Genomic DNA, 20392 nt, shown 5'->3' with positions numbered 1-20392 from the left:
CGGACGTAAGGGCTTTATATGGCGAGCATATTGGATTCAGTGGATCAACGTACCCAGCTGGTGGGGGAGAATCGCCTGGAGTTGTTGATGTTCCGGCTGGGTACCCAGCAGCTCTTTGCGATCAACGTCTTCAAGGTGCGTGAGGTGGTGAAGCTGCCCCATCTCAACAAGATGCCGGGCTCCCATCACAACATCAGCGGCGTGGCGAACATCCGTGGCGTCTCCATTCCCGTCATCAACCTGCGCGGTGCCATCGGCATGCGCCCCATGGCGGTCGACAACGAATCCAACCTCATCATCACCGAATACAACCGCACCATTCAGGGGTTCCTGGTGGGGCAGGTGGCCCACATCGTCAACATGACCTGGAAGGACATACTGCCGCCCCCCCGTTCGGCGGGCCGCGCCAACTACCTCACCGCCATCACCCGTGTCCCGGAGGGCGGGGTCGATCAGATCGTCGAAATCATCGATGTGGAGAAGGTGCTGGCGGAGATCATCACCTATGACATCCGCATCTCGGCGGAGGTGCTGGACAAGGAGATCCTGCCCCAGATGCAGGGGCGCCGGGTGCTCATCGTCGATGACTCCAGCACGGCCCGCAATCAGGTGCGCGAGACGCTCGCCCAGCTCGGGCTCGAGGTGATCGAGTGTCAGGATGGCTTGCAGGCGCTCAAGCTGCTCAAGGGGTGGTGTGATGCGGGCAAGAAGGTGACCGACGAGATCATGCTGATGATAACGGACGCCGAGATGCCGGAGATGGATGGTTACCGTCTGACCCACGAGGTGCGCAGCGATCCGCGCATGGCCGATCTCTTCATCACCCTCAACACCTCCCTGAGCGGCAACTTCAACGAGGCCATGGTCAAGAAGGTGGGATGCGATCGCTTCATCTCCAAGTTCCAGCCTGATTTGCTGGTCGGGGTTACCCAGGAGCGCATGCGCCAGATCCTGGGGGCTTGAACCCGACTCAAAGGCCTAGCGCCTTAAGCCAGCCTGATAACAGAGCACCCGCCAAGGCGGGTGCTCTGTTTTGCTACACAGGCTGCCAATGCTCGGCCCATGAGATCACTGGGTCAGCAGGGGTTCGATAAAGTTCGCGACCCGATCGCGGATCTGGGGCTGCGCCGCCGCCGTGGGGTGGATCCCATCGTTCATCATGAGTTCAGGGCGCAGCACAATATCATCGAGAAAGAAGGGCATCAGCGGCAGGCCATTGGCTTGCGCCAGCTCCGGGAAGATTTGCTCGAACTGCTGCAGGTAGCGAGCGCCATAGTTGCGCGGCAACTGGATCTGGGTCAGCACCGTCTTCGTCTGGCTGGCCTTGGCCAGCGCCACCATCTTGGTGAGGTTGGCCCGGGTGATGGCGGGGGCAAAGCCGCGCAGGCCATCGTTGCCGCCGAGCTCGATCAGCACCCAGTCAGGCTTGTGCTCCTCGAGCAGGGCGGGCAGGCGGGCCAGCCCTCCCTGGGTGGTTTCACCACTGATGCTGGCGTTGATGAGCTTGTGCTCGCCACCCTGCTGCTGCCATTTTTCATTGAGCAGGGCAGGCCAGCTCTGTTCGGCCGGCATCTGGTAGCCGGCACTCAGGCTGTCCCCGAGTACCAGCAGGGTTTGCGCCTGAGCTGATGAGATCCAGCCACACAGGCAACTCAAGACGAACAAGACACGTATCATGCATTCAACTCCCAAGATCTATGGTCATTACAGGTAAAGGCAAACAGGAAACGCATCATGAGTTCAACGCCCATTATCACCGTCAGGGGGCTCGGCAAAACCGTTCGCCTCGGCCAGGAAAGTCTCACCATCCTTGAAGGGATCGATCTGCAAGTCAATACCGGTGAAACGCTGGCCCTGGTCGGTGCCTCTGGCTCTGGCAAGTCCACCCTGCTCGGCCTGCTGGCCGGGCTGGATCTGCCGAGCAGCGGCGAGATAGAGATCCTGGGTCAATCCCTCACCCGGCTGGACGAGGAGGGGCGGGCCAGATTGCGCGCCGAGCAGGTGGGGTTCGTGTTCCAGTCCTTCCTGCTGCTGCCCACCCTGAGCGCCCTAGAGAACGTCATGCTGCCAGCCGAGCTGCGCGGCGAGACCGACTGTGAGCCCCGAGCCCGCGAACTGCTCACCCAGGTCGGGCTGGCCGAGCGGCTGCACCACCTGCCGCCGCGCCTGTCCGGGGGTGAACAGCAGCGGGTCGCCATCGCCCGGGCCTTCATGACCCGGCCCAGCCTGCTGCTGGCGGACGAGCCGACTGGCAACCTCGACAGCAAGACGGGGGAGACGGTGATCGAGCTGCTGTTTCGCCTCAACCGTGAGCACAACACCACCCTGGTGGTGGTGACCCATGATCATGAGTTGGCCCAGCGCTGCCAGCGGCAACTGGTGATGGCGGCGGGACGGCTGGAGGTGGAGCCCGTTGCGGCGGCCAGGGTGGGAGAGTTGTCATGAGTCAGTGGCGACTGGGTTTCAAGTTGCTGCGCCGGGAAGGCTTCAGCGGGGAGCTGCGCTGGTTCGTGCTGGCGCTGGCCCTGAGCGTGGCCTGCGTGCTGAGTGTGGCCCTGGTGGCGGACCGGCTGGATGCGGGGCTCAAGGCCTCGGGCCGCGACTTCATCGGGGCGGATCGGGTGCTGCGCTCCGCCACCCCGGCGCCCGAGGCCTGGCTCGCCCAGGCGAAGCAGGAGGGGCTCCTCGTCCAGACCACGGTCAGCTTCAACAGCATGCTGTTTCACGGTGACGGGCTGCAGCTGGCGTCCATTCGCGCCGTGCCGAGCGATTTCCCCTTCTATGGCAAGCTGGAGCTGATGCCCCAGCGTGCCCCTGCGCCCGGCGAGATCTGGCTCTCCGACCGGGTGATGCAGTTGCTCGGCGCCACACTCGGGGACGAGCTGGAGGTCGGCAACACCAGGTTGAAGGTGGCGGGGGAGCTGGGTCAGGAACCGGATCAGGGCTTCAGCCCCTTCCAGATGGCGCCAAGGGCGCTGATCCACAGCGCCGATATCGAGGCGACCGGCGCCCTCTTGCCGGGCAGCCGCCAGCAGTGGCGTTATCTCATCAAGGGATCCCGGGAGGGGGTCGCCCGTTATGAGCGCTGGCTCAAGCCCAAGCTGACGGCCGGGCAGAAGCTGATCAAGCCGGACGATCAGGGCTCCCAGGTCGGCAAGACCCTGGCCAATGCCGAGCGCTTCTTCCGCCTGGCGTCGCTGGCAGGCGTGTTGCTGGGGGCACTGGCCATGGGCATAGCGGTGCGCCACTTCGCCGAGCGGCAGACCAACATGGTGGCGCTGCTCAAGACGCTCGGCGCGTCGCGGCGTACCCTCTGGCAACTGATGGGGACGCTCCTCGCCTCCCTGACCCTGATAGGTGCCCTGATCGGCCTGGTGGCGGGGAGCGCCATGCAGTGGCTGACGCTGCAACTGCTGGGGGATCTGCTGCCCGCGGATCTGCCGCCCCCCTCCTGGCGTCCCTTCGCCCTGGGTCTGGCGGTCGCCTTCTTCATCACCCTGCTGCTGGCCTTCATCCCCTTCCTGCGCCTGCTCAAGGTGCCGCCGCTGCGGGTGCTGCGCCGGGAGCTGGAGGCGGGCATCCCCCCCTGGCTGACGGTGCCGGTTGGCCTGCTCGGTCTGTTCGCGCTGGTCTGGGGCTTTACCGCCGATGCCAGGCTGGCGCTCGGTCTCATCGGAGGCATGGGGTTGCTGATGGTGCTGCTGGCGCTGCTGGCCTCCGGGCTGCTGCGACTCGGTGGTCGGCTCAAGGGACCCCATGCCCTGCGTCTGGCCATCAGCCACCTCTCCCGCGAGCGCGGCAGCGGCCTGTTCCAGCTGGCGGGCTTCGCCCTGGCGCTCATGCTGTTCGGGCTCTTGTGGGCGGCGCGGGTCGATCTGCTGGATGATTTCTCCGCCCGCCTGCCCGCGGATGCCCCCAACCGCTTCCTGGTCAATGTGGCTGACGGGGAGCGCGACGGCATACTGGCGGACCTGCACAAGGCCGGGGCCATCACCTCGGACTTCTACCCCATGGTGCGCGGGCGTCTGACCCGGATCGCCGGTCAGGCAGTGGGTGAGGATGCGGCGCGGGAGGGGGTGAACCGCGAGCTCAACTTCACCACCACGGCGACCCTGCCCCCCGACAACCAGGTCACCTCGGGCCAGTGGCTCGGCGGCAAGGGGGAGGTCTCCGTCGACGAGGTGCTGGCGGGCCAGCTCGGCATCGCCCTGGGGGACGCCCTCAGCTTCACCATAGAGGGGCGCAGCTTCGAGGCCAGGGTGACCAGCCTGAGGTCCATCAAGTGGGACAACATGCGCCCGAACTTCTACATGATCTTCTCGCCGGACGTGCTGGCCCCCTTCTCCCAGACCTGGCTTGGCAGCTATCGCCTGCCGCCACAGGGACGCAGTGCCGAGGTGGAGATCATCCGTCGCCACCCCACGGTGAGCCTCATCGACGTGGAGGATCTGATAGGGCGGCTAACCCTGGTCTCGAGTCAGGTGAGCCGGGCGTTGGGGCTGATGCTGGGGCTGGTGACGGTGGCCGCCCTGCTGGTGCTGCTGACCCAGACCCAGGCCAGCATGGCCGCCCGGCGCCGCGAGCTGCTGCTGATGCGCACCCTGGGGGCCGGCAGCAAACTGCTCGAGAAGATGCTGCGCTGGGAGCTGGTGGCGAGCGGCGCCCTGGCGGGGCTGTGCGCCGCCACTGTGGTGGAGCTTTGCTCCTTTGGTCTGCAGTGGTGGTGGTTCGATGGCCGGTGGCAGTTCCACTGGGCCATCTGGGCCTGCTTGCCCCTGCTGGGAGCCCTGCTGGTGACCCTGGCCGGTCAGGGCATGCGCCGCCAGTTGCTGGCGGGCACCCTGAGCGACCGGTTAAGAGGCCTGGGGCAGGGGCTGCTCTGACGGCCCCCTGGCGAGGTGCCAGTCGTAAAAATCCCGACCTCGGTCGGGATTTTTCATAATGGCTTCAGCGCGGGGCTTGCAGCAGGTTGCCGAGGGCCTCGGGGAGGGCCGGATAGGTGAAGTGGAACCCCGCCTCCTGCAAGCGTGCGGGCAGGACGTGCTGGCCGGTGAGCAGCAGATCCGCCGCCTCGCCCATCAGCAGTCGAAGCACCTGGGCTGGCACGAAGAAGAGGTGCGGGCGATGGAGTGTGCTCGCCAGGGTCTGGCTGAACAGGCGATTGCTGACCGGCTGCGGGGCCGTGCCATTGAAGATCCCCTCGCACTCGTCGTGCTCGAGCAGGAACAGCATGGCCCGCACCAGATCCTGCACATGGATCCAGCTCATCATCTGGGTGCCCGGGCCCATGGGGCCACCGAGCCCTAGCCGATAGGGGGGGAGCATCCTGGGCAGGGCGCCGCCATCGGTGCCGAGCACCAGGCCGATGCGCACTATGCAGACCCGGGTCTGGGCGCTGCGGGCCTGCAGGGCCAGTTGCTCCCACCGCTGGCAGAGCCGGTGGGTGAACTCGTCGTGGGGGTGGTGGCAGCGCTCGTCCATAGGCTCATCCCCCTGGCGGCCATACCAGCCGATGGCGGAGGCGTTCAGCAGCAATCTGGGTGGCGTGCTGGAGAGCTTGATGAGATCGACCAGTTGCTCGGTCAGCAGCCAGCGGCTGTTGCACAACAACTGCTTGCGGGATTCGCTCCAGCGGCCGGCGGCGATGGGCTCCCCGGCCAGGTTGATGACGATGTCCACGTCGTTGAGGTGGTCCAGCCGGTCCAGGTTGTCGAGCAGAGTGACGTCATGGCCAAGCAGCTCATAGGCCCGGCTACCCTGACGGGTCAACACCACCACGTCATGCGCCACCTTGAGGTGTGCCACCAGGCGGCGGCCGATAAAGCCTGTGCCTCCCGTGATCAGTATCTTCATGTCCTGCCTCCCTGACGGCTGTTCGCTCTACTCTAGAGGCTGGGCGCTGGATGGACAAGATCCTGTTTTTATGAGCATTATAAATTCACGATGGCAGGCTAGTGCACCTTGCGCTGGCGGCGGCACGAAGCGTCGATGGGGGGTATTTGTCGACCATGCCGCCATTCGCTTTGTATCTGGACGCATCACCATTACTTGCCAAGCGGACCGCAGCGAGTAAACTCGTCCGCTTTTTCGCCGTGACCATGAGGGCAGTTATGCCATTTCGTCGTTTAAGGGTGCGTCAATTCTATGTCCGGCTGGTCTGTGCCCTGCTGGCGGGTCTGCTGCCCATGGTGCTGGGACTGGCCATCATCGTCTGGCAGACCGCCACCGGGGTGCGGCAGGATGCGGTGGCGCGGCTGCAACATGCCAGGCTGATGTTTGACCGTACCCTGGACAACGCCCAAGTGGCTGCGTCGGCCCTTCGCGGCAGCCTGGACAAGCCCTGTCTCGAGGTGGTGCAGGGGCTGCGGGATCAGGTGGCGACGGTGCCGGATGTGCGCAGCGTCAACCTGGCCGAGGGCACGACCATCTACTGCACCTCCCTCTATGGGCCGGTCAGCGGGGAGATCAGGCTGGGCGACTATGCGGATGGCAAGCTCGACCTGATGAAGGGCAATCCCGTCACCCCGAATCGTCCCCTCATCGTCTACCGGGAGGAGATCGGTGCGTTCAGCGTGCTGGTGGGCATAGATGGTTACTACCTGCTCAACATTCTGGACATGCTGAGTCGCAACTCCCCCCTCGGCCTGGTGGTCGGCCAGGAGATGCTGCTGCGGGACAGTCAGCTCACCGACAGGCTCATCCCCCCGGGTAGCCAGGGCTATCTGGAAGAGCGCTCGACCAGGTATCCGTTCAAGGTGGTGACCAGGGTATCGGTCGGTGAGTACAGGGCCCATATCTGGGACTACTCCAAGGTCGGCATCATCGTCTATCCCCTGCTGAGCCTGCTGTTCGGGGTGGGGATCTTCTGGTTGACGGGACGATCGACCTCCCCGACCCAGGAGCTGAAGCGGGCGCTGGATCAACAGGAGTTCATTCCCTACCTGCAACCCGTGGTGACCGGGGACGATGCGCACTGGAGCGGCTGCGAGGTGCTGATGCGCTGGCAACATCCCCGCCAGGGCATGATCTCGCCGGATCGCTTCATTCCGCTCGCGGAGGACAGCGGCCTCATAGTCCCCATGACCCGGTTGCTGATGGCCCAGGTGCGAGAAGCCTTTGCCCCCCTGGCGGACCAGTTGCCCAGGGGGTTCCACTTCGGTTTCAACATCAGCGCCAGCCACTGCAAGGATCTCAGCCTGGTGGACGATTGCCGGGACTTCATCTATGCCTTCCGGGATAACCCCATCAAGCTGGTGCTGGAGTTGACCGAGCGCGAGCTCATCGTGGCGGACGAGGTGACTGACCGGCTGTTCGCCGAGCTGCACCAGCTCGGGGTCTTCATCGCCATCGACGACTTCGGCACCGGCCACTCCAGCCTGACCTATCTGCAGACCTTCCAGGTGGACTTCCTCAAGATCGATCAGAGTTTCGTCGGCATGATAGGGTCGGATGCGCTCTCCAGCCACATCGTCGAGAACGTCATCGATCTGGCGACCCGGCTCGGTCTGCTGCTGGTGGCTGAGGGGGTGGAGACCCAGGTGCAGGCCGATTACCTGAAGGCGCGCAAGGTGGACTTCCAGCAGGGTTACCTCTATGGCAGGCCCATGCCGATGACGGTCTTTGCCAGCCAGCTACCCGCCCAGAAGGGATCGTCAGCCTGAAGGGCCGCGCCAAGGCTCTCGGCGCCCATGGCTTGCCACCCACTGTTCTCTCCCTCACAAGGGCTGACGGCGAGACATAAAAAAAACCAGCGACCCGGGTCGCTGGTTTTTTTTCATCTTCAGAGGGTTCAGAGCATGCGGGCCAGGGCGCGGCAGAGGCGCTTGATGCCCTCTTCCGTGGTGGCCTCATCCACGCAGGAGAAGCTCAGGCGCAGGGTGTTCTGGATCTCGGGGCGCACATAGAAGGGAGCACCGGGCACGAAGGCCACCTTCTCCTTGATCGCCTCGTCGAACAGGGCCATGGCACTGACGCTGGGCGGCAGGGTCAGCCAGAGGAACATGCCTCCCTCGGGACGGGTGTAGCTGACGCCGGGCGGGCAATGACGGCTCAGGGCGGCCTCCATGGCGGCCCGCTGGCGGCCATAGACCTCCTTGATCTTCTCCAGATGGGCATCCAGCGAGTGATCGGTCAGGAAGCGGTGCAGCACCTGCTGGCTGAAGGCGTTGCTGTGCAGGTCGGTGGCCTGCTTGGCGATGGTCACCTTCTTGCGCAGCCAGTCCGGCACCAGCATCCAGCCCAGGCGGAACGCGGGCACCACCGTCTTGGAGAAGGAGCCGAGCAGCACGGTATTGTTCGGTGCCAGCTTGGCGATGGGGGGAAGATGTTCCCCCTCGAAGCGCAGCTCGCCATAAGGGTCGTCTTCCACCATCAGCAGATCGTGGCGCACCAGCCGCTCGGCCAGTGCTTCACGGTTGGCGCGGCTGTAAGAGACCCCGCTCGGGTTCTGGAAGTTCGGCACGCCGTACAGCAGCCTGGCGCTGGAACCCTGCTCCAGCAGCGCATCCAGCGCGGCCAGATCCAGTCCCTCTTCCCCGAGGGTGATGGGCTTGAAGTTCGGTTGATAGACGGAGAACGCCTGGATGGCACCCAGGTAGCCCGGCTCTTCGATGATGAGATCCTGCCCCTCGTCCACCAGCACCTTGCCCAGCAGATCCAGCGCCTGTTGGGAGCCGCTGGTGATGAGGATGTTGTCCGGGTTGACCTCCATGCCGTGGCGGCTCAGGTAGCGGTCGGCGATGTACTGGCGCAGCGGGGCGAACCCTTCGGTAGTGGCGTATTGCAGCGCCGCGGCGCCCTGCTCGCGCAGCACGTCCTGGCAGGCTTGCTCGATGGCCTTGACCGGGAACAGGTGAGGATTGGGCAGGCCGCCGGCGAAGGAGATGATCTCCGGATTGGCGGCGACTTTGAGGATTTCACGGATAAACGAAGGCTCGACCTTCTCGAAGCGCTGGGCAAAAAACGGCTGCATAGGGTTCTCTCTGACTAGGTGGCGGTCGCTCCATTCAACCGCCAGGTTATCCGTTTGTATCAGATTTCAGAAATGAGGCAATGGCTGTCACAAAAATCCATAAAAAAGGGCAGGTTTGGCACCTGCCCGAATTTTATCGCTTCGACCCTGGCCGAGGGCGCAAAAAGCCCTGCCAGTTGTTCATCGGTCGGGATGGGGCACTCAGATCCCCGGCGCCTTGAGGAAGCTGATCATCAGATCCGTGTTGGCACCGAGCTGCTGCTGGACCCGGCCCGGGAACAGTTCGGCCATCTTGTCGAGGCGGTCGTGCTCGGTGTGCCAGATCTTGCCCCACTGGGTCTCGCTGTCCCGATCGCAGGCGCTCTTGCTGGTTTCGTCGTAGCAATCCCACAGCGCCGGGTTGGTGCTCTGGGAGTAGCCGTCATAACCATCTTCCCCGTTGATGGTGAAGTTGGTGGCCTCCACATAGGCGACCGGCACCCCCAGACAGGCGAAGGGGGCGTGATCCGACCAGCTGCCGGTTTCCCCTTCCGGGTAACCGTCGTAGCTGGGGTGGATGGCGAAGGGGGTGGCGCTCTGCTTGGAGATGGCCAGCAGGCGATCGCGCACCTTGGGATCGAAGCTGTAGCGGCTTGGCTCGGCGCAGTTGTACTCGGCCACGTCGGAGTGGGCGGAGTGAACGTAGACGATGTCGCCCCCGGCGATGGTGTCGTAGTTCACCATGGCCAGCAGCTTGGCGACGGCGTCGCTGTCGAGGCTGGCGACATAGGCCTTGGAGCCGTTGAGGCCGTTTTCCTCCGCTCCGAAGAAGGCGAAGCGCACCGTGTAGGGCAGGGTTTGATCCTTGAGCGCCTCTGCGACCGCCAGCAGGGCCGCGACACCGGCGCCGTTGTCGGTGGCACCTTCGGATCCCTTCTTCTCGCCGGTACTGTCATAGTGGGCACCGATCAGGATTACCTTGTCGCTCTGACCCTTGAGTTCGGCGACCAGGTTCTGGGAGGTTCTGTCGGTGCCGCCCCGGGTGTAGCTGAAGGGCTGGTTCTGCACCTCGTAGCCCCAGCCAGTCAGATGATCCTGGATCCAGGCGGCGGCGCGGGTTTCGGCCTCGGTCCCCGTGGGTCTGGCGCCTATCCCCTCGGCGCTCGAGCTCAGTTGCACCAGGTATTCATAGGCCTGGGTGGCGGGCGCAGGGGGCTGGGAGTCATTGTCAGAGGTGTTGCACCCGGCCAGCAGGGACGGGATGACGAGGGTCAACAGGGCTTTTTTCATACTGCAATCCTTTGTTGTGTATGGTTTTATTTTTCCGCGTCAGGATGCACCTGACGCCCGGGAGATTCTGTGAAGGGGGTGGCATTTGTCAACCGCAGGGGCGGAATTGGTCAGTCAGGGGGGATTTGTTGTGCGAAACACTTGCGCCTTGGGCCTATCTTGGGATAATTCGCTCCCCTGTTTTTGCCGATTGATGAAATAACGAACCACCCAGGTCGCCCTTAACCCGGATGGCCCCCGGTTCTGTTACCCGGATTGATGAAATAACGAGACAATTATGCCTGTGACCCAAGATGTATTTAACGAAGACGGCAAGTTCATGCGCAAGATCCGCAGCTTTGTCCGTCGCGAAGGCCGCCTGACCAAAGGGCAGGAGAAGGCTCTGGAAGAGCTCTGGCCGGTCATGGGCATCGATTTCGCACCGGCGCCGCTGGACATGGTGGCGCTGTTTGGCCGCGAGGCCCCGGTGGTGCTGGAAATAGGCTTCGGCATGGGCGCCTCCCTGGTGGAGATGGCCAAGAATGCCCCCGAGAAGAACTTCATCGGCATTGAGGTACACTCTCCCGGTGTGGGTGCCTGCCTCGGCACCGCCCAGGAGGCGGGCGTCACCAACCTGCGCGTGATCTGTCACGATGCGGTGGAAGTGCTGGAGCACATGATCCCGAACGGCTCGCTCGCCTGCCTGCAGCTGTTCTTCCCGGACCCCTGGCACAAGAGCCGTCACCACAAGCGCCGCATCGTGCAGCCGGCGTTTGCTCAGGACATTCGCCAGAAGCTCGCCATCGGTGGCGTGTTCCACATGGCCACCGACTGGGAAAACTACGCCGAACATATGCTGGAAGTGATGAGTGCCGCCGAAGGGTACGAGAACACCTCCGCCACCGGCAACTGGGTGGTGCGACCCGAATGGCGCCCGCTGACCAAATTCGAACAACGTGGCCATCGTCTGGGTCACGGGGTCTGGGATCTGATTTTCAAACGTGTCAGCTAAGCTGGCGCGTCAACTCGCGTATCCACTAACTTGAGGAGCTATCATGGCCAATCGTAGCCGCCGTCTGCGTAAGAAACTGCGCGTCGATGAATTCCAGGAAATGGGTTTCGACATCAGTTTCAACTTCCCGGTCGGCACTGCCGAAGAGACCATCGATGCGGTAGTCGATGCGATGATCGATGAGGTTGTTGAACCCCGTAAACTGGCCTTCGCCGGTTCGGGCCACTTGGCCTGGGAAGGTATGATCTGTACCCAGCAACTGGGCAAGTGTACCGAAGAAGACCGCGTCGTCGTCAAATCCTGGCTGGAAGGCAAGGGGATGGAAGCGGTGGTGGTCACCGAGCTGTTCGACCTCTGGTACGGTGAGCCGGCCTGATATCGGATTGCCTGTCACGGGCACATAGAAAATCCCGCCGCCGGCGGGATTTTTGTCGGTGAGCCTCGCCTCACCTCGTCTCATCTCATGGAATCGTCGATGGTGTTGTCATCCGAATTACTGGCCAGCATCTTGGAAGAGGTGCGTCCGCTGCTCGGGCAGGGCAAGGTGGCCGATTACATTCCCGCGCTGGCGCAGGTGCCGGCGGACAGGCTCGGGATCGCCGTCTGTACCGTGGAGGGGGAGCTGTTCACCGCCGGTGACGCCTTCGAGCCCTTCTCCATTCAGAGCATCTCCAAGGCCCTGAGCCTCACGCTGGCACTCACCCTCTATCAGGAGGAGGAGATCTGGGCCCGGGTGGGCAAGGAGCCGTCAGGCCAGCCGTTCAACTCGCTGATCCAGCTTGAGTTCGAGCACGGCATTCCCCGCAACCCCTTCATCAATGCCGGTGCCCTGGTGGTGAGCGATCTGCTGGAGACCCGGCTTACCGCCCCCCGGCAGCGTACTCTGGAGCTGGTGCGGCGCCTGTGCGGCAATCCGGCCATCATGGCGGATCAGGTGGTGGCCCGCTCCGAATATCAGCACGCCGCCCGCAACGCCGCCATCGCCTACCTGATGAAGGCCTATGGCAACTTCGAGAACGAGGTGGACAAGGTGCTGCAGAGCTACTTCAATGCCTGTGCCATCCGCATGAGCTGCGTCGATCTGGCCAGGGCATTCATCTATCTGGCCAACCGTGGCGTGCCGCTCGGTGAGACGACGCCCCTGCTGCCTGCCCGCACCACTAAGCAGGTCAACGCCCTGCTCGCCACCTGCGGCCTCTATGACGAAGCCGGTGATTTTGCCTATCGGGTTGGCATGCCGGGCAAGTCCGGGGTGGGGGGCGGCATCATGGCGCTGATCCCCGGCGAGCTGACGGTCTGTGTCTGGTCCCCCGAGCTCAACAAGGCGGGCAACTCCCTGGCGGGCACGGCGGCGCTGGAGCTGCTGGCCGAGCGCCTGGGCCGCTCCATTTTTTAACTTTGTTCACTATGCATCGAGACAACATCATGAAACGAATGACAGGACTGTGGCGAAGCGGCCTGGCCGCCTTGCTGCTCTGGTGTGCCTGGCCCGCCCTGGCCGCCGAACTGCCCTCCCTCTCCCTGGCCGATGCCAAGGTGAAGCAGGCCGTGATTCTGGATACCCGCCCCAGCTACTTCTACCAGGGCTGGCCCATGGCGGGCGAGACGCAGGGTGGCCATGTGGCCGGTGCCGAGCACCTCTCCGCCGAGTGGAAATACAGCGATGAAGAGTGGCCAAAGGCGCTCGCGAGCAAGGGGCTGAAGGCCGATCTCCCGGTCGCCCTCTACGGCGCGCCGCGGGAAGTGGCCGAGGTGGCCCGCCTGCTGCGCCAGCAGGGCATCAAGCAGCTGTTCGAGCTGCAGGGCTGGCAGAGCGCGCCGCGCGAGCACCTGGCCCGCTGGCAGCAACTGGTCTATCCGCTCTGGCTCGCCGATCTGCAGGCAGGCAAGCCGGTGGCTGCCGCCCCCAAGGGGGAGTGGAAGGTGTTCGAAGTGGACTGGGGGGCTCCCAAGGCCTATCTGCTGAGCCACATTCCGGGGGCTGGTTACATCGACACCAACCGCCTGGAGGCGGAGCCGCTGTGGAACAAGGTCTCTGACGAAGCCCTCAAGCAGTTGCTGCTGGAGAACGGCATCCGTCACGACACCACCGTCATCCTCTATGGTCGCAACACCATGGCGGCGGCCCGTGCCGCCCATCTGATGATGTATGCCGGGGTGGAAGACGTACGCCTGCTGGATGGCGGCCTGGATGCCTGGTTCGTGCAGCACCTGCGCACCGAAACGGGCTTGGCGAACAAGTTTGAGCCGGTGAAGGAGTTTGGCGTGACCATTCCGGCCCATCCCGAGTACTACACCACCCTGAGCCAGGCCAAGGCGCTGCTCGAGCAACCCGATGGCGCCCTGGTCAGCGTGCGCACCTGGGATGAGTTTGTCGGCAACACCTCCGGCTACAGCTACATCAAGCCCAAGGGCGACATTCCCGGCGCCAAGTGGGGTCGCGGCGGCGTGGATGCCAACAGCATGAGTGACTTCCACAACCCGGACGGCACCATGAAGCCGGCTAGCGAGATCCTCACCATGTGGGATGAGTGGGACATCGAACCGACCCAGCAGGCGGCCTTCTACTGCGGTACCGGCTGGCGCGCCTCCGAGGCCTTCTTCTACGCCTGGCTGATGGACTGGAAGCGGATCAGCGTCTACGACGGCGGCTGGTACGAGTGGAGCTCAGATCCTGCGAACCCCACCGTCACCGGTGAGCGCAAGCCACAGGGCTGATGACGCGGATACGTTGCCCAGTCAAAGGCCGGACTCATGTCCGGCCTTTGAGCATTCAGGGGGCTGAGATGGGGAGTTGATTCTTGATATGGATCCAGTTTTGCAGAGTTTTTTGAACGGATTGATTTCATTGAACTAATCTTCAACAGACGTCCTTGAGGTGAGGATGAAAGCGGAGATTAAAGCAGATGAAAAAGCTGATGATGATCATGGTGTGTGCCTTGGGGCTGGTGGCTTGCAGCTCCCAATACATAATGAGTACCAAGGACGGAAAGATGATCACCACCGACAGCAAGCCCAAGCTGGACGAGAGCACCGGCATGTACCGCTACTACGATGCCGAGGGGCGGGAGGTCATGATCAAGCAGGACGATGTTACCCAGATCATGGAGCGCTGATACCTTGTGACTGTGGTGAAAGGAGGGCTGCCCTGGGGCAGCCCTCCTTGTTTCAGCCCGTCAGCTCTCCCACCTGGCGGTTCACCTGACCGGCGAACAGCTGATGGAAGCGGGAGCCCGGATTGGCCAGCAGGCTGACCGGCGAGCCCTGCTCCACCACGGTACCTGCCTCCATCACCACGACTTTGTCCACCGACAGCAGCGGCTCCAGATGGTGGGCGATCACCAGATAGCTGGCCTCGGGCCGGTAGCGATAGAGCAACTCCGCCATCTTGCGCATGCCGCCGTGACTGAGATCCGAGGTGGCCTCGTCCAGCACGATGAGTGGGCGGTGCGACAGCAGAATGCGGGCGATGACCAGCAACTGGGTCTCGCCGGCGGAGAGTTGCAGCCTGTCGAGATCTTCGTCCAGCCGGCCGGCGCAGCGTTCGGCCAGGCCGACCCGGGCCAGCGCCTGTTCCAGCGCGGCGTCGCTCTGCTCGCTCAGGGGGGAGAGATTCGCGCGCAGGGTGCCGAAGAAGGTGAGGGGGATCTGGGAGACGGTGTCATAGAGTGCGCGCACCGCCTCCGGCGCCAGGGCAGAGAGCGGCTGCTCGCCGTAGTAAATCTCTCCCTGGGAGGCTGGATACATGGCCTGCAGCACCCCGAGCAGGGAGCTCTTGCCCGCCCCTGTGCGGCCACAGACCCCCACCTTCTCGCCGGGGGCCAGCTCGAAGTTGACCCTGTGCAGGGCCCACTGGCTGGCACCCGGGTAGCGCAGTCCCAGGTTGTCGAAACGCACCGCCGGATGGGGCGTGGCGAGGGCCTCTCCCTCCTGGCGCTCGCTCTCTATCTCGCTGTATTCACGCACCCGCTCCACTGCGTTCATCACCTGTTCCACCTCGGCGAAGGTACGGATCAGGGAGTTGAGCATGGCCGAGGCGGTGAAGGCGTAGGTGATGGCCACGGCCCCCAGCAGCGGGCTGTTGCCAAAGGCCACCATCAGTGCCACTGCCCCCACCAGGGCGGCAGAGAGCAGGGTCTGGTGCATGCCGAGCCAGCGGTTGATGGAGGTGGTGGTGTACCAGCTGCGCAGGTTGTTGTCATAGTGATGCAGCACCTGATCCAGGGCGAAGCGCTCGGCCCCGGCCAGACGCAGGGCGGGGGCACCGCGAATGGTCTCGCTGATGCTGATGTAGAGCGGGGAACGCAGCACCGAGGACTGACGCCGCAGCTTGAGCTGCACCGCCCGGTAGCGCCGTTGCAGCACGTAGAGCGCCCAGCCCACCAGGGGGGCGATGAGCAGCAGCAGGGGAATGTTGATGCCGATGACCACCACCTGCAGCAGCACAGAGACCAACATGCCGAACAGCCCCATCAGCATGGACAGCAGCACCTCCTGGGCCTCCCCGAGATCCCGGTCGAAGCGGTTGAGGATGCGCCCCTGGGGCACCTTGTCGAAGAAGGCCATGGGGGCGCGGCTGATGCGGCCCAGCATGCCGTCGAACAGGGTCCAGGCCAGCTTGAGGCCGAGTTTGTAGTTGATGACCCGCACCACCATGATGCAGACGAGGGAGCCCGCCCCCAACAGCACATAGATGCCGAGCAGGGTGCCCACATCGCTCACCTCGGCCTTGCCGCCGAGCCAGAGATCCGAGGCGATGCGCAGCCCCTCCTGACCCAGGGTGAGTAGCAGGGCGATCAGGATGGCGCCGGGGGCGGCCAGGCGCTGCCACATGAAGCCGAACAGCCCCCAGTCCACCTTGCCTTCCACCACTTTTTCTTCGCTGAACTGCTCCGCCTCCTGAGGCGCCACCATGGGGGTGGGGAGCGGATGCTGGATAAGATCCGCCAACTGGCGGGCGTCGAGCTCCACCAGCCGGCCCTGCTCGATACGGATCACCCGATCGCAGTGGGCCAGCACGTCCGGATCGTGGCTCACCAGCAGCCGGGTCGGTCCCGGTTTGAAGGCGAGCCCCTGCTCCAGCACCTGGGCCGAGACGATGGGGTCCAGTGCTGACAGGGGGTTGTCCAGCAGCAGGATGTCGGCCTCTGCATAGAGGGCGCGGGCCAGGGCGACTCGCTGCTGCTGACCGCCGGAGAGGCGGGTGCCGAGCTCGCCCACCAGAGTCTGATCCCCGTGGCTCAGCAGTCCCAGATCCGTGGTGAGGGCGCAGGCACCGAGCACCCAGTGGTAGCGCTCCTCGTGCCAGGGTTGGCCGAACAGGATGTTGTTGCGGATGCTGTCGTTCATCAGCCAGGGTTTGTGGCCCAGATGCGCCACCCGGCCGTTGCGGTGGATGCTCCCCTCGAAGTCGTTGTCAAAACCGGCGACTAGGTGCAGCAGGCAGCTCTTGCCCGCGCCGGTCGCCCCGGTGATCCCCACCAGCTCCCCCGGCTGGATGCTGAGGCTGACGTCCTGCAACACCATTTTTTGCTGGTGCAGGGCGGTGACGCGGTCTAGCCGCAGGCTGCCTGCCGGCAGGCTGGGGTCGGTGAGATCCCGATGCTGCTCCGGGCCATTCAAGAACTCGCACAGCCGGTTGAAGCCGGTATTGAAGTTGATCAGGGTGCGGATGAGGTAGGGCAGCCGCATCATGGGGATCCGCAGCACCGCGAACAGGGCGATGGTGGTGAACACCTGGGGCAGGGTCAGGCTCTGGCCCGAGGCCAGATAGGTGGTGAAGGTGGCGAGCGTCACCAGCAGCGGGGTGCTCATCATCAGGAAGCTGTTGATGGCATCGAGCTTGAGCACCCGGCCGAGCACCACGAGTTCCTGCTGGCGCTTGGTGTTGGCCGCCCAGGTGAAGAAGGTGCCAAGACCGTTCTGGCGCACCAGCCGCAGCTTCTTGATGTATTCCGCCAGGATGCCGTTGCGCTCGTCCTGCTGGCGCTTGAGCTGCTGCTCCTGCTGGTTCATGCGGCGCACCACCCGGGTGGAGAGCAGCAGCAGCAGGGTGAGCACCACAAAGCCCACCAGGCCGGCGCTGCCCACCTGCCACACCAGCAGGGCTATGGTGCCCGCCAGCTGCAGTGCCATGGTGAGCGGCATGGCGGGATCCGCCAATATCCAGGTAATGTCCCACACGTCCCGGTTGATGAGGTTCTGTACCCGGCCACCGGCCCTGTCATCGAAGCTCTTGCCACCGAGTTTCATCACCTTGGCGAGCAGGGACTCGGCCAGCAGGCGGCGAATGGGGACGTGCATCTTGAGCGCCAGCTGCAGGGAGTGCTCCGCCAGCATGCCGGCGGCGAGCACCGAGGCAAACAGGGCGAAGGCCAGCAACAGCTTGTGGCCGGTGCTGGCCCCGGTGCCGAGCTGGGTCATGCTGTGGTTGAGCAGCCAGGGGCTGGCCAGGGTGGCCAGCATGCCGATCAGCTGCAACAGGGTGAGCAGGCCGATGCGGCGGCGGTAGTGGCGCCAGATAAAGGCCATGATGGGCCAAGGGCGCACCGGCGCACTCGCGGTGAGCGCGAGGAAGGCATCGGCCCGCGCGTCGCGCCTGTCTTCCGGCAGCAGGGGGTAGAGATCGTCGAGACCGACCTGGGGCTCGGTCAGCCCCTTGCGTTGCAGCGGGCCCGTCCAGTGATAGAAGAGGCGGCTCAGCCAGCCGGCCGAGATTTCCGGATGATCCAAAGGGTGTCCTTGTTGTTTTGTGTTGCTTCCGACAGGGCGGGGCGGCTCATGGGCCGCCCTCGATATTCTTGTTATGGCGGGCGCGCCGCCCGAGCGGGATCAGCAGTCCCGGTTCAAGCGGATGAGCCTGTCCAGGATCTGCTCGCCGTCGACTCTCAGGCCGTTGTGCTCGTACTCGTTGGTGATCCAGGCGCGGCTGTTGCCAAGGCCCTTGAGGGTATCGCGGCTGTAGTCGAACTCCACGTACATGTCCTCGGCATAGACGGCGCAGGCCACCGGCACCGGGTTCTTAGCCAGCTGCGCCGGGTTGTAGAGGGTGCCCCAATCGGCCTTTTTGGCCAGCAGATGAGCGGCCTCCTTGAGCGGCATCAGCTCGCGGAACTGCTCGAACATCCAGGGGAAGATCATCTCGCCGGTGAAGGCAAAATCCTTGCCCGGCGCCCAGGCCAGGCAAGGATACTCGCCCCTGACCCGCTCGGCCGCCCAGTTGCTGGCGCTCCCCTCGCAATAGATGGACTCGTGCAAAATGGCGAACACAGGATTGGTGTTGAACGGCTGCATGGCCTGCACCTTGTAGAGGAAGGCGGGGTTGATTTCCTCGCCGATGAAGGCGTCCTCCAGCAAGTAGTAGAGCTCCTCGAAGGCGCCGCTGGCGCCGAGATCCAGCCCCTGCTGCTGCAACTGCTCCACCGTCAGGCGCTGGCCGTTCGGCAGGCGCACGTCGTGGCGGTGCAGGTGGGTCGCCAGCCGGTTGGCGATGGCCTGGGCATGGGGGAAGCGGGCGAAGAAGGCGCGGTTCTTGTCCGCCACCCGTTGATAGGTGGCGCGGTAGACCTCGTCCGCGCTGCGACCTATGGGAGCCACGCCGCCGGTGAGGTAGACCTCGTGCAGGCTGCCTGGGAACAGGGAGAGATAGGTGAGGCTGCAAAAGCCGCCGAAGCTCTGGCCAAGCAGGCTCCAGGGCCGGTCCGGGCTCAGGGTCTCGCGAATGTATTCGGCGTCCCGCACTATGCTGTCGGCGCGAAAATGGCCGAGGTAGCCGGCCTGCTCCACCGGGGTGAGCCCGGCCAGTGCCTCGGCGTTGATGGGGGTGGAGTGGCCAGTGCCGCGCTGATCGAGCAGCAGCACCCTAAACTCCTGCAGGGCCCGCTTGATCCAGCCGCCGCTTGCGGTCGGGCGCGGCGCGCCAAAGCCCGGCCCCCCCTGCAGATAGAGCAGCCAGGGCAGCTCATCGTTCAGCTTGTCTTGGCGACAGAGAGTGCGGCCAAACAGGGTAATACTCTTCTCGTCATCCGGTCTCTGGTGGTCGAGGGGCACGGTGAAGAAGTGTGGCTCGCAATGGATGCCATCCAGCACGTAGTGCAAGGGGCTGCTCATCTGGGGTCTCCCTGGGGTCGGAAATCGTCGGCCTCATCATAGCCCTGGCTCGCAGAAGGGTCACGCCGGTTTTCCCGAGAATGAGCGGACCGATTGACCTTGAGCTGAACCGGGATCAAGATGAGCGGCCTGCCGAAGAGGGCAGGGGAGCTGGACACAACAGGACGAGGTGGGCTCGATGAAGCCGCGATGGACAAGGTTCAGAAAGAGAAGAAAAGAGACGGATCCTGAGGGAGTGCTGCAGGCGGGGTTGCTGGTATTCAGCGCTACCTGCGGGGCAACCCTGTTGCTGGCAGCCTGTAACGGCGGATAGCAGGCATGGAAGGCCCATCCGACAGGGTGGGCCTCTTCATTTGTCTCCCTTTTCCGGCAGGGGTGGACCGGCCTGGAGCCCTTTGCTGGCGCGGGTTTGCGGTAGTCTGATACCTGCTGCTATGGTCAATTTACGACGGGATCCACAGAGGGAGGCGATCATGAATAGTCGTGAAAGGGTACTGGCTCATTTGGCCACAGATCACCGGGTTGCAGGATTGACCGCTGGCGAGGCTCTGGCCGGTATCAGCCACTCGATGAGTTCGCTCCTGCTGCAACAGGATCAGCACTTCTTCCGCTCTCATGCCGATGATCCTTGTCACGAGGTCGCCCGGGCATGTTCTGCCGGTCATGTCTGGCACGGTGACGAGAATCGCTATTAGGGGATGACATTTCGGGAAGGGGAGATGCAGAAAGGCCCGCTCAGATGAGCGGGCCTTTCGAATTTGGCTCCTCCTGCTGGACTTGAACCAGCGACATACGGATTAACAGTCCGCCGTTCTACCGACTGAACTAAGGAGGAATTATTGGTGCCCAGAGACGGAATCGAACCGCCGACACGGGGATTTTCAATCCCCTGCTCTACCGACTGAGCTATCTGGGCAACGGCGCGCATTAAACCCTTTCTGGACTGGGGTGTCAACCTTGCAGCCCCAGTTTCTGGCATGTTTTTGCATAGGGTGAACCAAGTGGCGAGATACTGTGCAAGGAGTCCCTGATCCAACACCGGGGATCAGTCC

General features: G+C 63.9%; 16 protein-coding genes and 2 tRNA genes. 10 read left to right on the top strand and 8 right to left on the bottom strand.

Annotation, left to right across the window (positions count from 1 at the left end; translation table 11 throughout):
• Positions 1-18 precede the first annotated feature (18 nt).
• A complete protein-coding gene (locus tag KW824_RS09075; protein ID WP_042650193.1) occupies positions 19-963 on the top strand; it encodes a chemotaxis protein CheV in 945 nt (314 codons plus the stop codon).
• Positions 964-1068: 105 nt separating this feature from the next.
• Here KW824_RS09075 and KW824_RS09070 read toward each other — a convergent pair whose 3' ends face one another.
• Positions 1069-1677, bottom strand: coding sequence for an arylesterase (locus KW824_RS09070; RefSeq protein WP_043132956.1), 609 nt, complete (start codon positions 1675-1677; stop codon positions 1069-1071).
• Between the two features lie 57 nt (positions 1678-1734).
• On the opposite strand from KW824_RS09070, the gene KW824_RS09065 reads away from it, so the two are divergent.
• Together KW824_RS09065 and KW824_RS09060 are read left to right on the top strand one after the other, a co-directional pair.
• Positions 1735-2445 (top strand): ABC transporter ATP-binding protein, encoded by a 711-nt coding sequence (locus tag KW824_RS09065; RefSeq protein WP_005325231.1) that lies wholly within the window; start codon positions 1735-1737, stop codon positions 2443-2445.
• Positions 2442-4883 (top strand): ABC transporter permease, encoded by a 2442-nt coding sequence (locus KW824_RS09060; protein WP_218409583.1) that lies wholly within the window; start codon positions 2442-2444, stop codon positions 4881-4883. The genes KW824_RS09065 and KW824_RS09060 overlap by 4 nt, the downstream gene beginning before the upstream one ends.
• 64 nt (positions 4884-4947) lie before the next feature.
• Here the strand turns inward: KW824_RS09060 and KW824_RS09055 are convergent, their stop codons facing one another.
• Entirely contained in the window at positions 4948-5853 is a 906-nt protein-coding gene (locus tag KW824_RS09055; protein ID WP_218409582.1) for a TIGR01777 family oxidoreductase, read from the bottom strand.
• Positions 5854-6110: 257 nt separating this feature from the next.
• Between KW824_RS09055 and KW824_RS09050 the strand changes: the two genes are divergently transcribed.
• Complete coding sequence (locus KW824_RS09050) at positions 6111-7661, top strand: EAL domain-containing protein (protein ID WP_218409581.1); 1551 nt, start codon at positions 6111-6113, stop codon at positions 7659-7661.
• A 128-nt stretch (positions 7662-7789) separates the two neighbouring features.
• On the opposite strand, the gene KW824_RS09045 is transcribed toward KW824_RS09050, so the two are convergent.
• The gene (locus KW824_RS09045) at positions 7790-8971 is read right to left on the bottom strand and encodes a PLP-dependent aminotransferase family protein (RefSeq protein ID WP_043132945.1); all 1182 of its coding nucleotides are present in this window, start codon (positions 8969-8971) and stop codon (positions 7790-7792) included.
• A gap of 201 nt (positions 8972-9172) precedes the next feature.
• A complete protein-coding gene (locus tag KW824_RS09040) occupies positions 9173-10240 on the bottom strand; it encodes a M28 family metallopeptidase (RefSeq protein WP_218409580.1) in 1068 nt (355 codons plus the stop codon).
• 277 nt (positions 10241-10517) lie between these two features.
• Here KW824_RS09040 and trmB point away from each other — a divergent pair, with 277 nt between their 5' ends.
• The 5 genes from trmB (at position 10518) to KW824_RS09015 (ending at position 14347) form a co-directional block, all read left to right on the top strand.
• Positions 10518-11231, top strand: coding sequence for a tRNA (guanosine(46)-N7)-methyltransferase TrmB (trmB, locus tag KW824_RS09035; RefSeq protein WP_218409579.1), 714 nt, complete (start codon positions 10518-10520; stop codon positions 11229-11231).
• Between the two features lie 43 nt (positions 11232-11274).
• Positions 11275-11607, top strand: a complete 333-nt coding sequence (locus KW824_RS09030; RefSeq protein ID WP_218409578.1) for a YggL family protein — start codon at positions 11275-11277, stop codon at positions 11605-11607.
• Between the two features lie 99 nt (positions 11608-11706).
• A complete protein-coding gene (gene glsB / locus KW824_RS09025; RefSeq protein WP_171273301.1) occupies positions 11707-12627 on the top strand; it encodes a glutaminase B in 921 nt (306 codons plus the stop codon).
• 38 nt (positions 12628-12665) lie between these two features.
• On the top strand, positions 12666-13949 hold the full coding sequence (locus tag KW824_RS09020; protein WP_371316613.1) for a rhodanese-like domain-containing protein: 1284 nt from the start codon (positions 12666-12668) through the stop codon (positions 13947-13949).
• Between the two features lie 188 nt (positions 13950-14137).
• Entirely contained in the window at positions 14138-14347 is a 210-nt protein-coding gene (locus KW824_RS09015) for a YgdI/YgdR family lipoprotein (RefSeq protein ID WP_182787760.1), read from the top strand.
• Positions 14348-14399: 52 nt separating this feature from the next.
• Here KW824_RS09015 and KW824_RS09010 read toward each other — a convergent pair whose 3' ends face one another.
• Together KW824_RS09010 and KW824_RS09005 are read right to left on the bottom strand one after the other, a co-directional pair.
• Positions 14400-17963 carry an ATP-binding cassette domain-containing protein gene (locus KW824_RS09010; RefSeq protein WP_218409576.1) on the bottom strand — a complete coding sequence of 1188 codons (3564 nt, stop codon included), beginning with the start codon at positions 17961-17963 and terminating at the stop codon, positions 14400-14402.
• A gap of 99 nt (positions 17964-18062) precedes the next feature.
• A complete protein-coding gene (locus tag KW824_RS09005) occupies positions 18063-19340 on the bottom strand; it encodes an alpha/beta hydrolase (RefSeq protein ID WP_218409575.1) in 1278 nt (425 codons plus the stop codon).
• 473 nt (positions 19341-19813) lie between these two features.
• On the opposite strand from KW824_RS09005, the gene KW824_RS09000 reads away from it, so the two are divergent.
• Positions 19814-20035 carry a hypothetical protein gene (locus tag KW824_RS09000; protein ID WP_080675078.1) on the top strand — a complete coding sequence of 74 codons (222 nt, stop codon included), beginning with the start codon at positions 19814-19816 and terminating at the stop codon, positions 20033-20035.
• 64 nt (positions 20036-20099) lie between these two features.
• Here the strand turns inward: KW824_RS09000 and KW824_RS08995 are convergent.
• Together KW824_RS08995 and KW824_RS08990 are read right to left on the bottom strand one after the other, a co-directional pair.
• Positions 20100-20175 (bottom strand) — tRNA-Asn (locus tag KW824_RS08995).
• A 5-nt stretch (positions 20176-20180) separates the two neighbouring features.
• A tRNA-Phe gene (locus KW824_RS08990) sits at positions 20181-20256 on the bottom strand.
• Between the last annotated feature and the right edge of the window lie 136 nt (positions 20257-20392).

Source organism: Aeromonas sp. sif0611 (genome assembly GCF_019218845.1).
GTDB lineage: Bacteria > Pseudomonadota > Gammaproteobacteria > Enterobacterales > Aeromonadaceae > Aeromonas > Aeromonas media.
Note: the sequence above shows the minus strand (reverse complement) of the source record. Positions and strands in the feature narration are given on the sequence as shown.

What these genes read in the sequence shown, in the direction of transcription:
- KW824_RS09075 (WP_042650193.1), top strand. Translation starts at nt 19, where the DNA reads ATGGCGAGCATATTGGATTCAGTGGATCAACGTACCCAGCTGGTGGGG.
- KW824_RS09070 (WP_043132956.1), bottom strand. Translation starts at nt 1,677, where the DNA reads ATGATACGTGTCTTGTTCGTCTTGAGTTGCCTGTGTGGCTGGATCTCA.
- KW824_RS09065 (WP_005325231.1), top strand. Translation starts at nt 1,735, where the DNA reads ATGAGTTCAACGCCCATTATCACCGTCAGGGGGCTCGGCAAAACCGTT.
- KW824_RS09060 (WP_218409583.1), top strand. Translation starts at nt 2,442, where the DNA reads ATGAGTCAGTGGCGACTGGGTTTCAAGTTGCTGCGCCGGGAAGGCTTC.
- KW824_RS09055 (WP_218409582.1), bottom strand. Translation starts at nt 5,853, where the DNA reads ATGAAGATACTGATCACGGGAGGCACAGGCTTTATCGGCCGCCGCCTG.
- KW824_RS09050 (WP_218409581.1), top strand. Translation starts at nt 6,111, where the DNA reads ATGCCATTTCGTCGTTTAAGGGTGCGTCAATTCTATGTCCGGCTGGTC.
- KW824_RS09045 (WP_043132945.1), bottom strand. Translation starts at nt 8,971, where the DNA reads ATGCAGCCGTTTTTTGCCCAGCGCTTCGAGAAGGTCGAGCCTTCGTTT.
- KW824_RS09040 (WP_218409580.1), bottom strand. Translation starts at nt 10,240, where the DNA reads ATGAAAAAAGCCCTGTTGACCCTCGTCATCCCGTCCCTGCTGGCCGGG.
- trmB (WP_218409579.1), top strand. Translation starts at nt 10,518, where the DNA reads ATGCCTGTGACCCAAGATGTATTTAACGAAGACGGCAAGTTCATGCGC.
- KW824_RS09030 (WP_218409578.1), top strand. Translation starts at nt 11,275, where the DNA reads ATGGCCAATCGTAGCCGCCGTCTGCGTAAGAAACTGCGCGTCGATGAA.
- glsB (WP_171273301.1), top strand. Translation starts at nt 11,707, where the DNA reads ATGGTGTTGTCATCCGAATTACTGGCCAGCATCTTGGAAGAGGTGCGT.
- KW824_RS09020 (WP_371316613.1), top strand. Translation starts at nt 12,666, where the DNA reads ATGACAGGACTGTGGCGAAGCGGCCTGGCCGCCTTGCTGCTCTGGTGT.
- KW824_RS09015 (WP_182787760.1), top strand. Translation starts at nt 14,138, where the DNA reads ATGAAAAAGCTGATGATGATCATGGTGTGTGCCTTGGGGCTGGTGGCT.
- KW824_RS09005 (WP_218409575.1), bottom strand. Translation starts at nt 19,340, where the DNA reads ATGAGCAGCCCCTTGCACTACGTGCTGGATGGCATCCATTGCGAGCCA.
- KW824_RS09000 (WP_080675078.1), top strand. Translation starts at nt 19,814, where the DNA reads ATGAATAGTCGTGAAAGGGTACTGGCTCATTTGGCCACAGATCACCGG.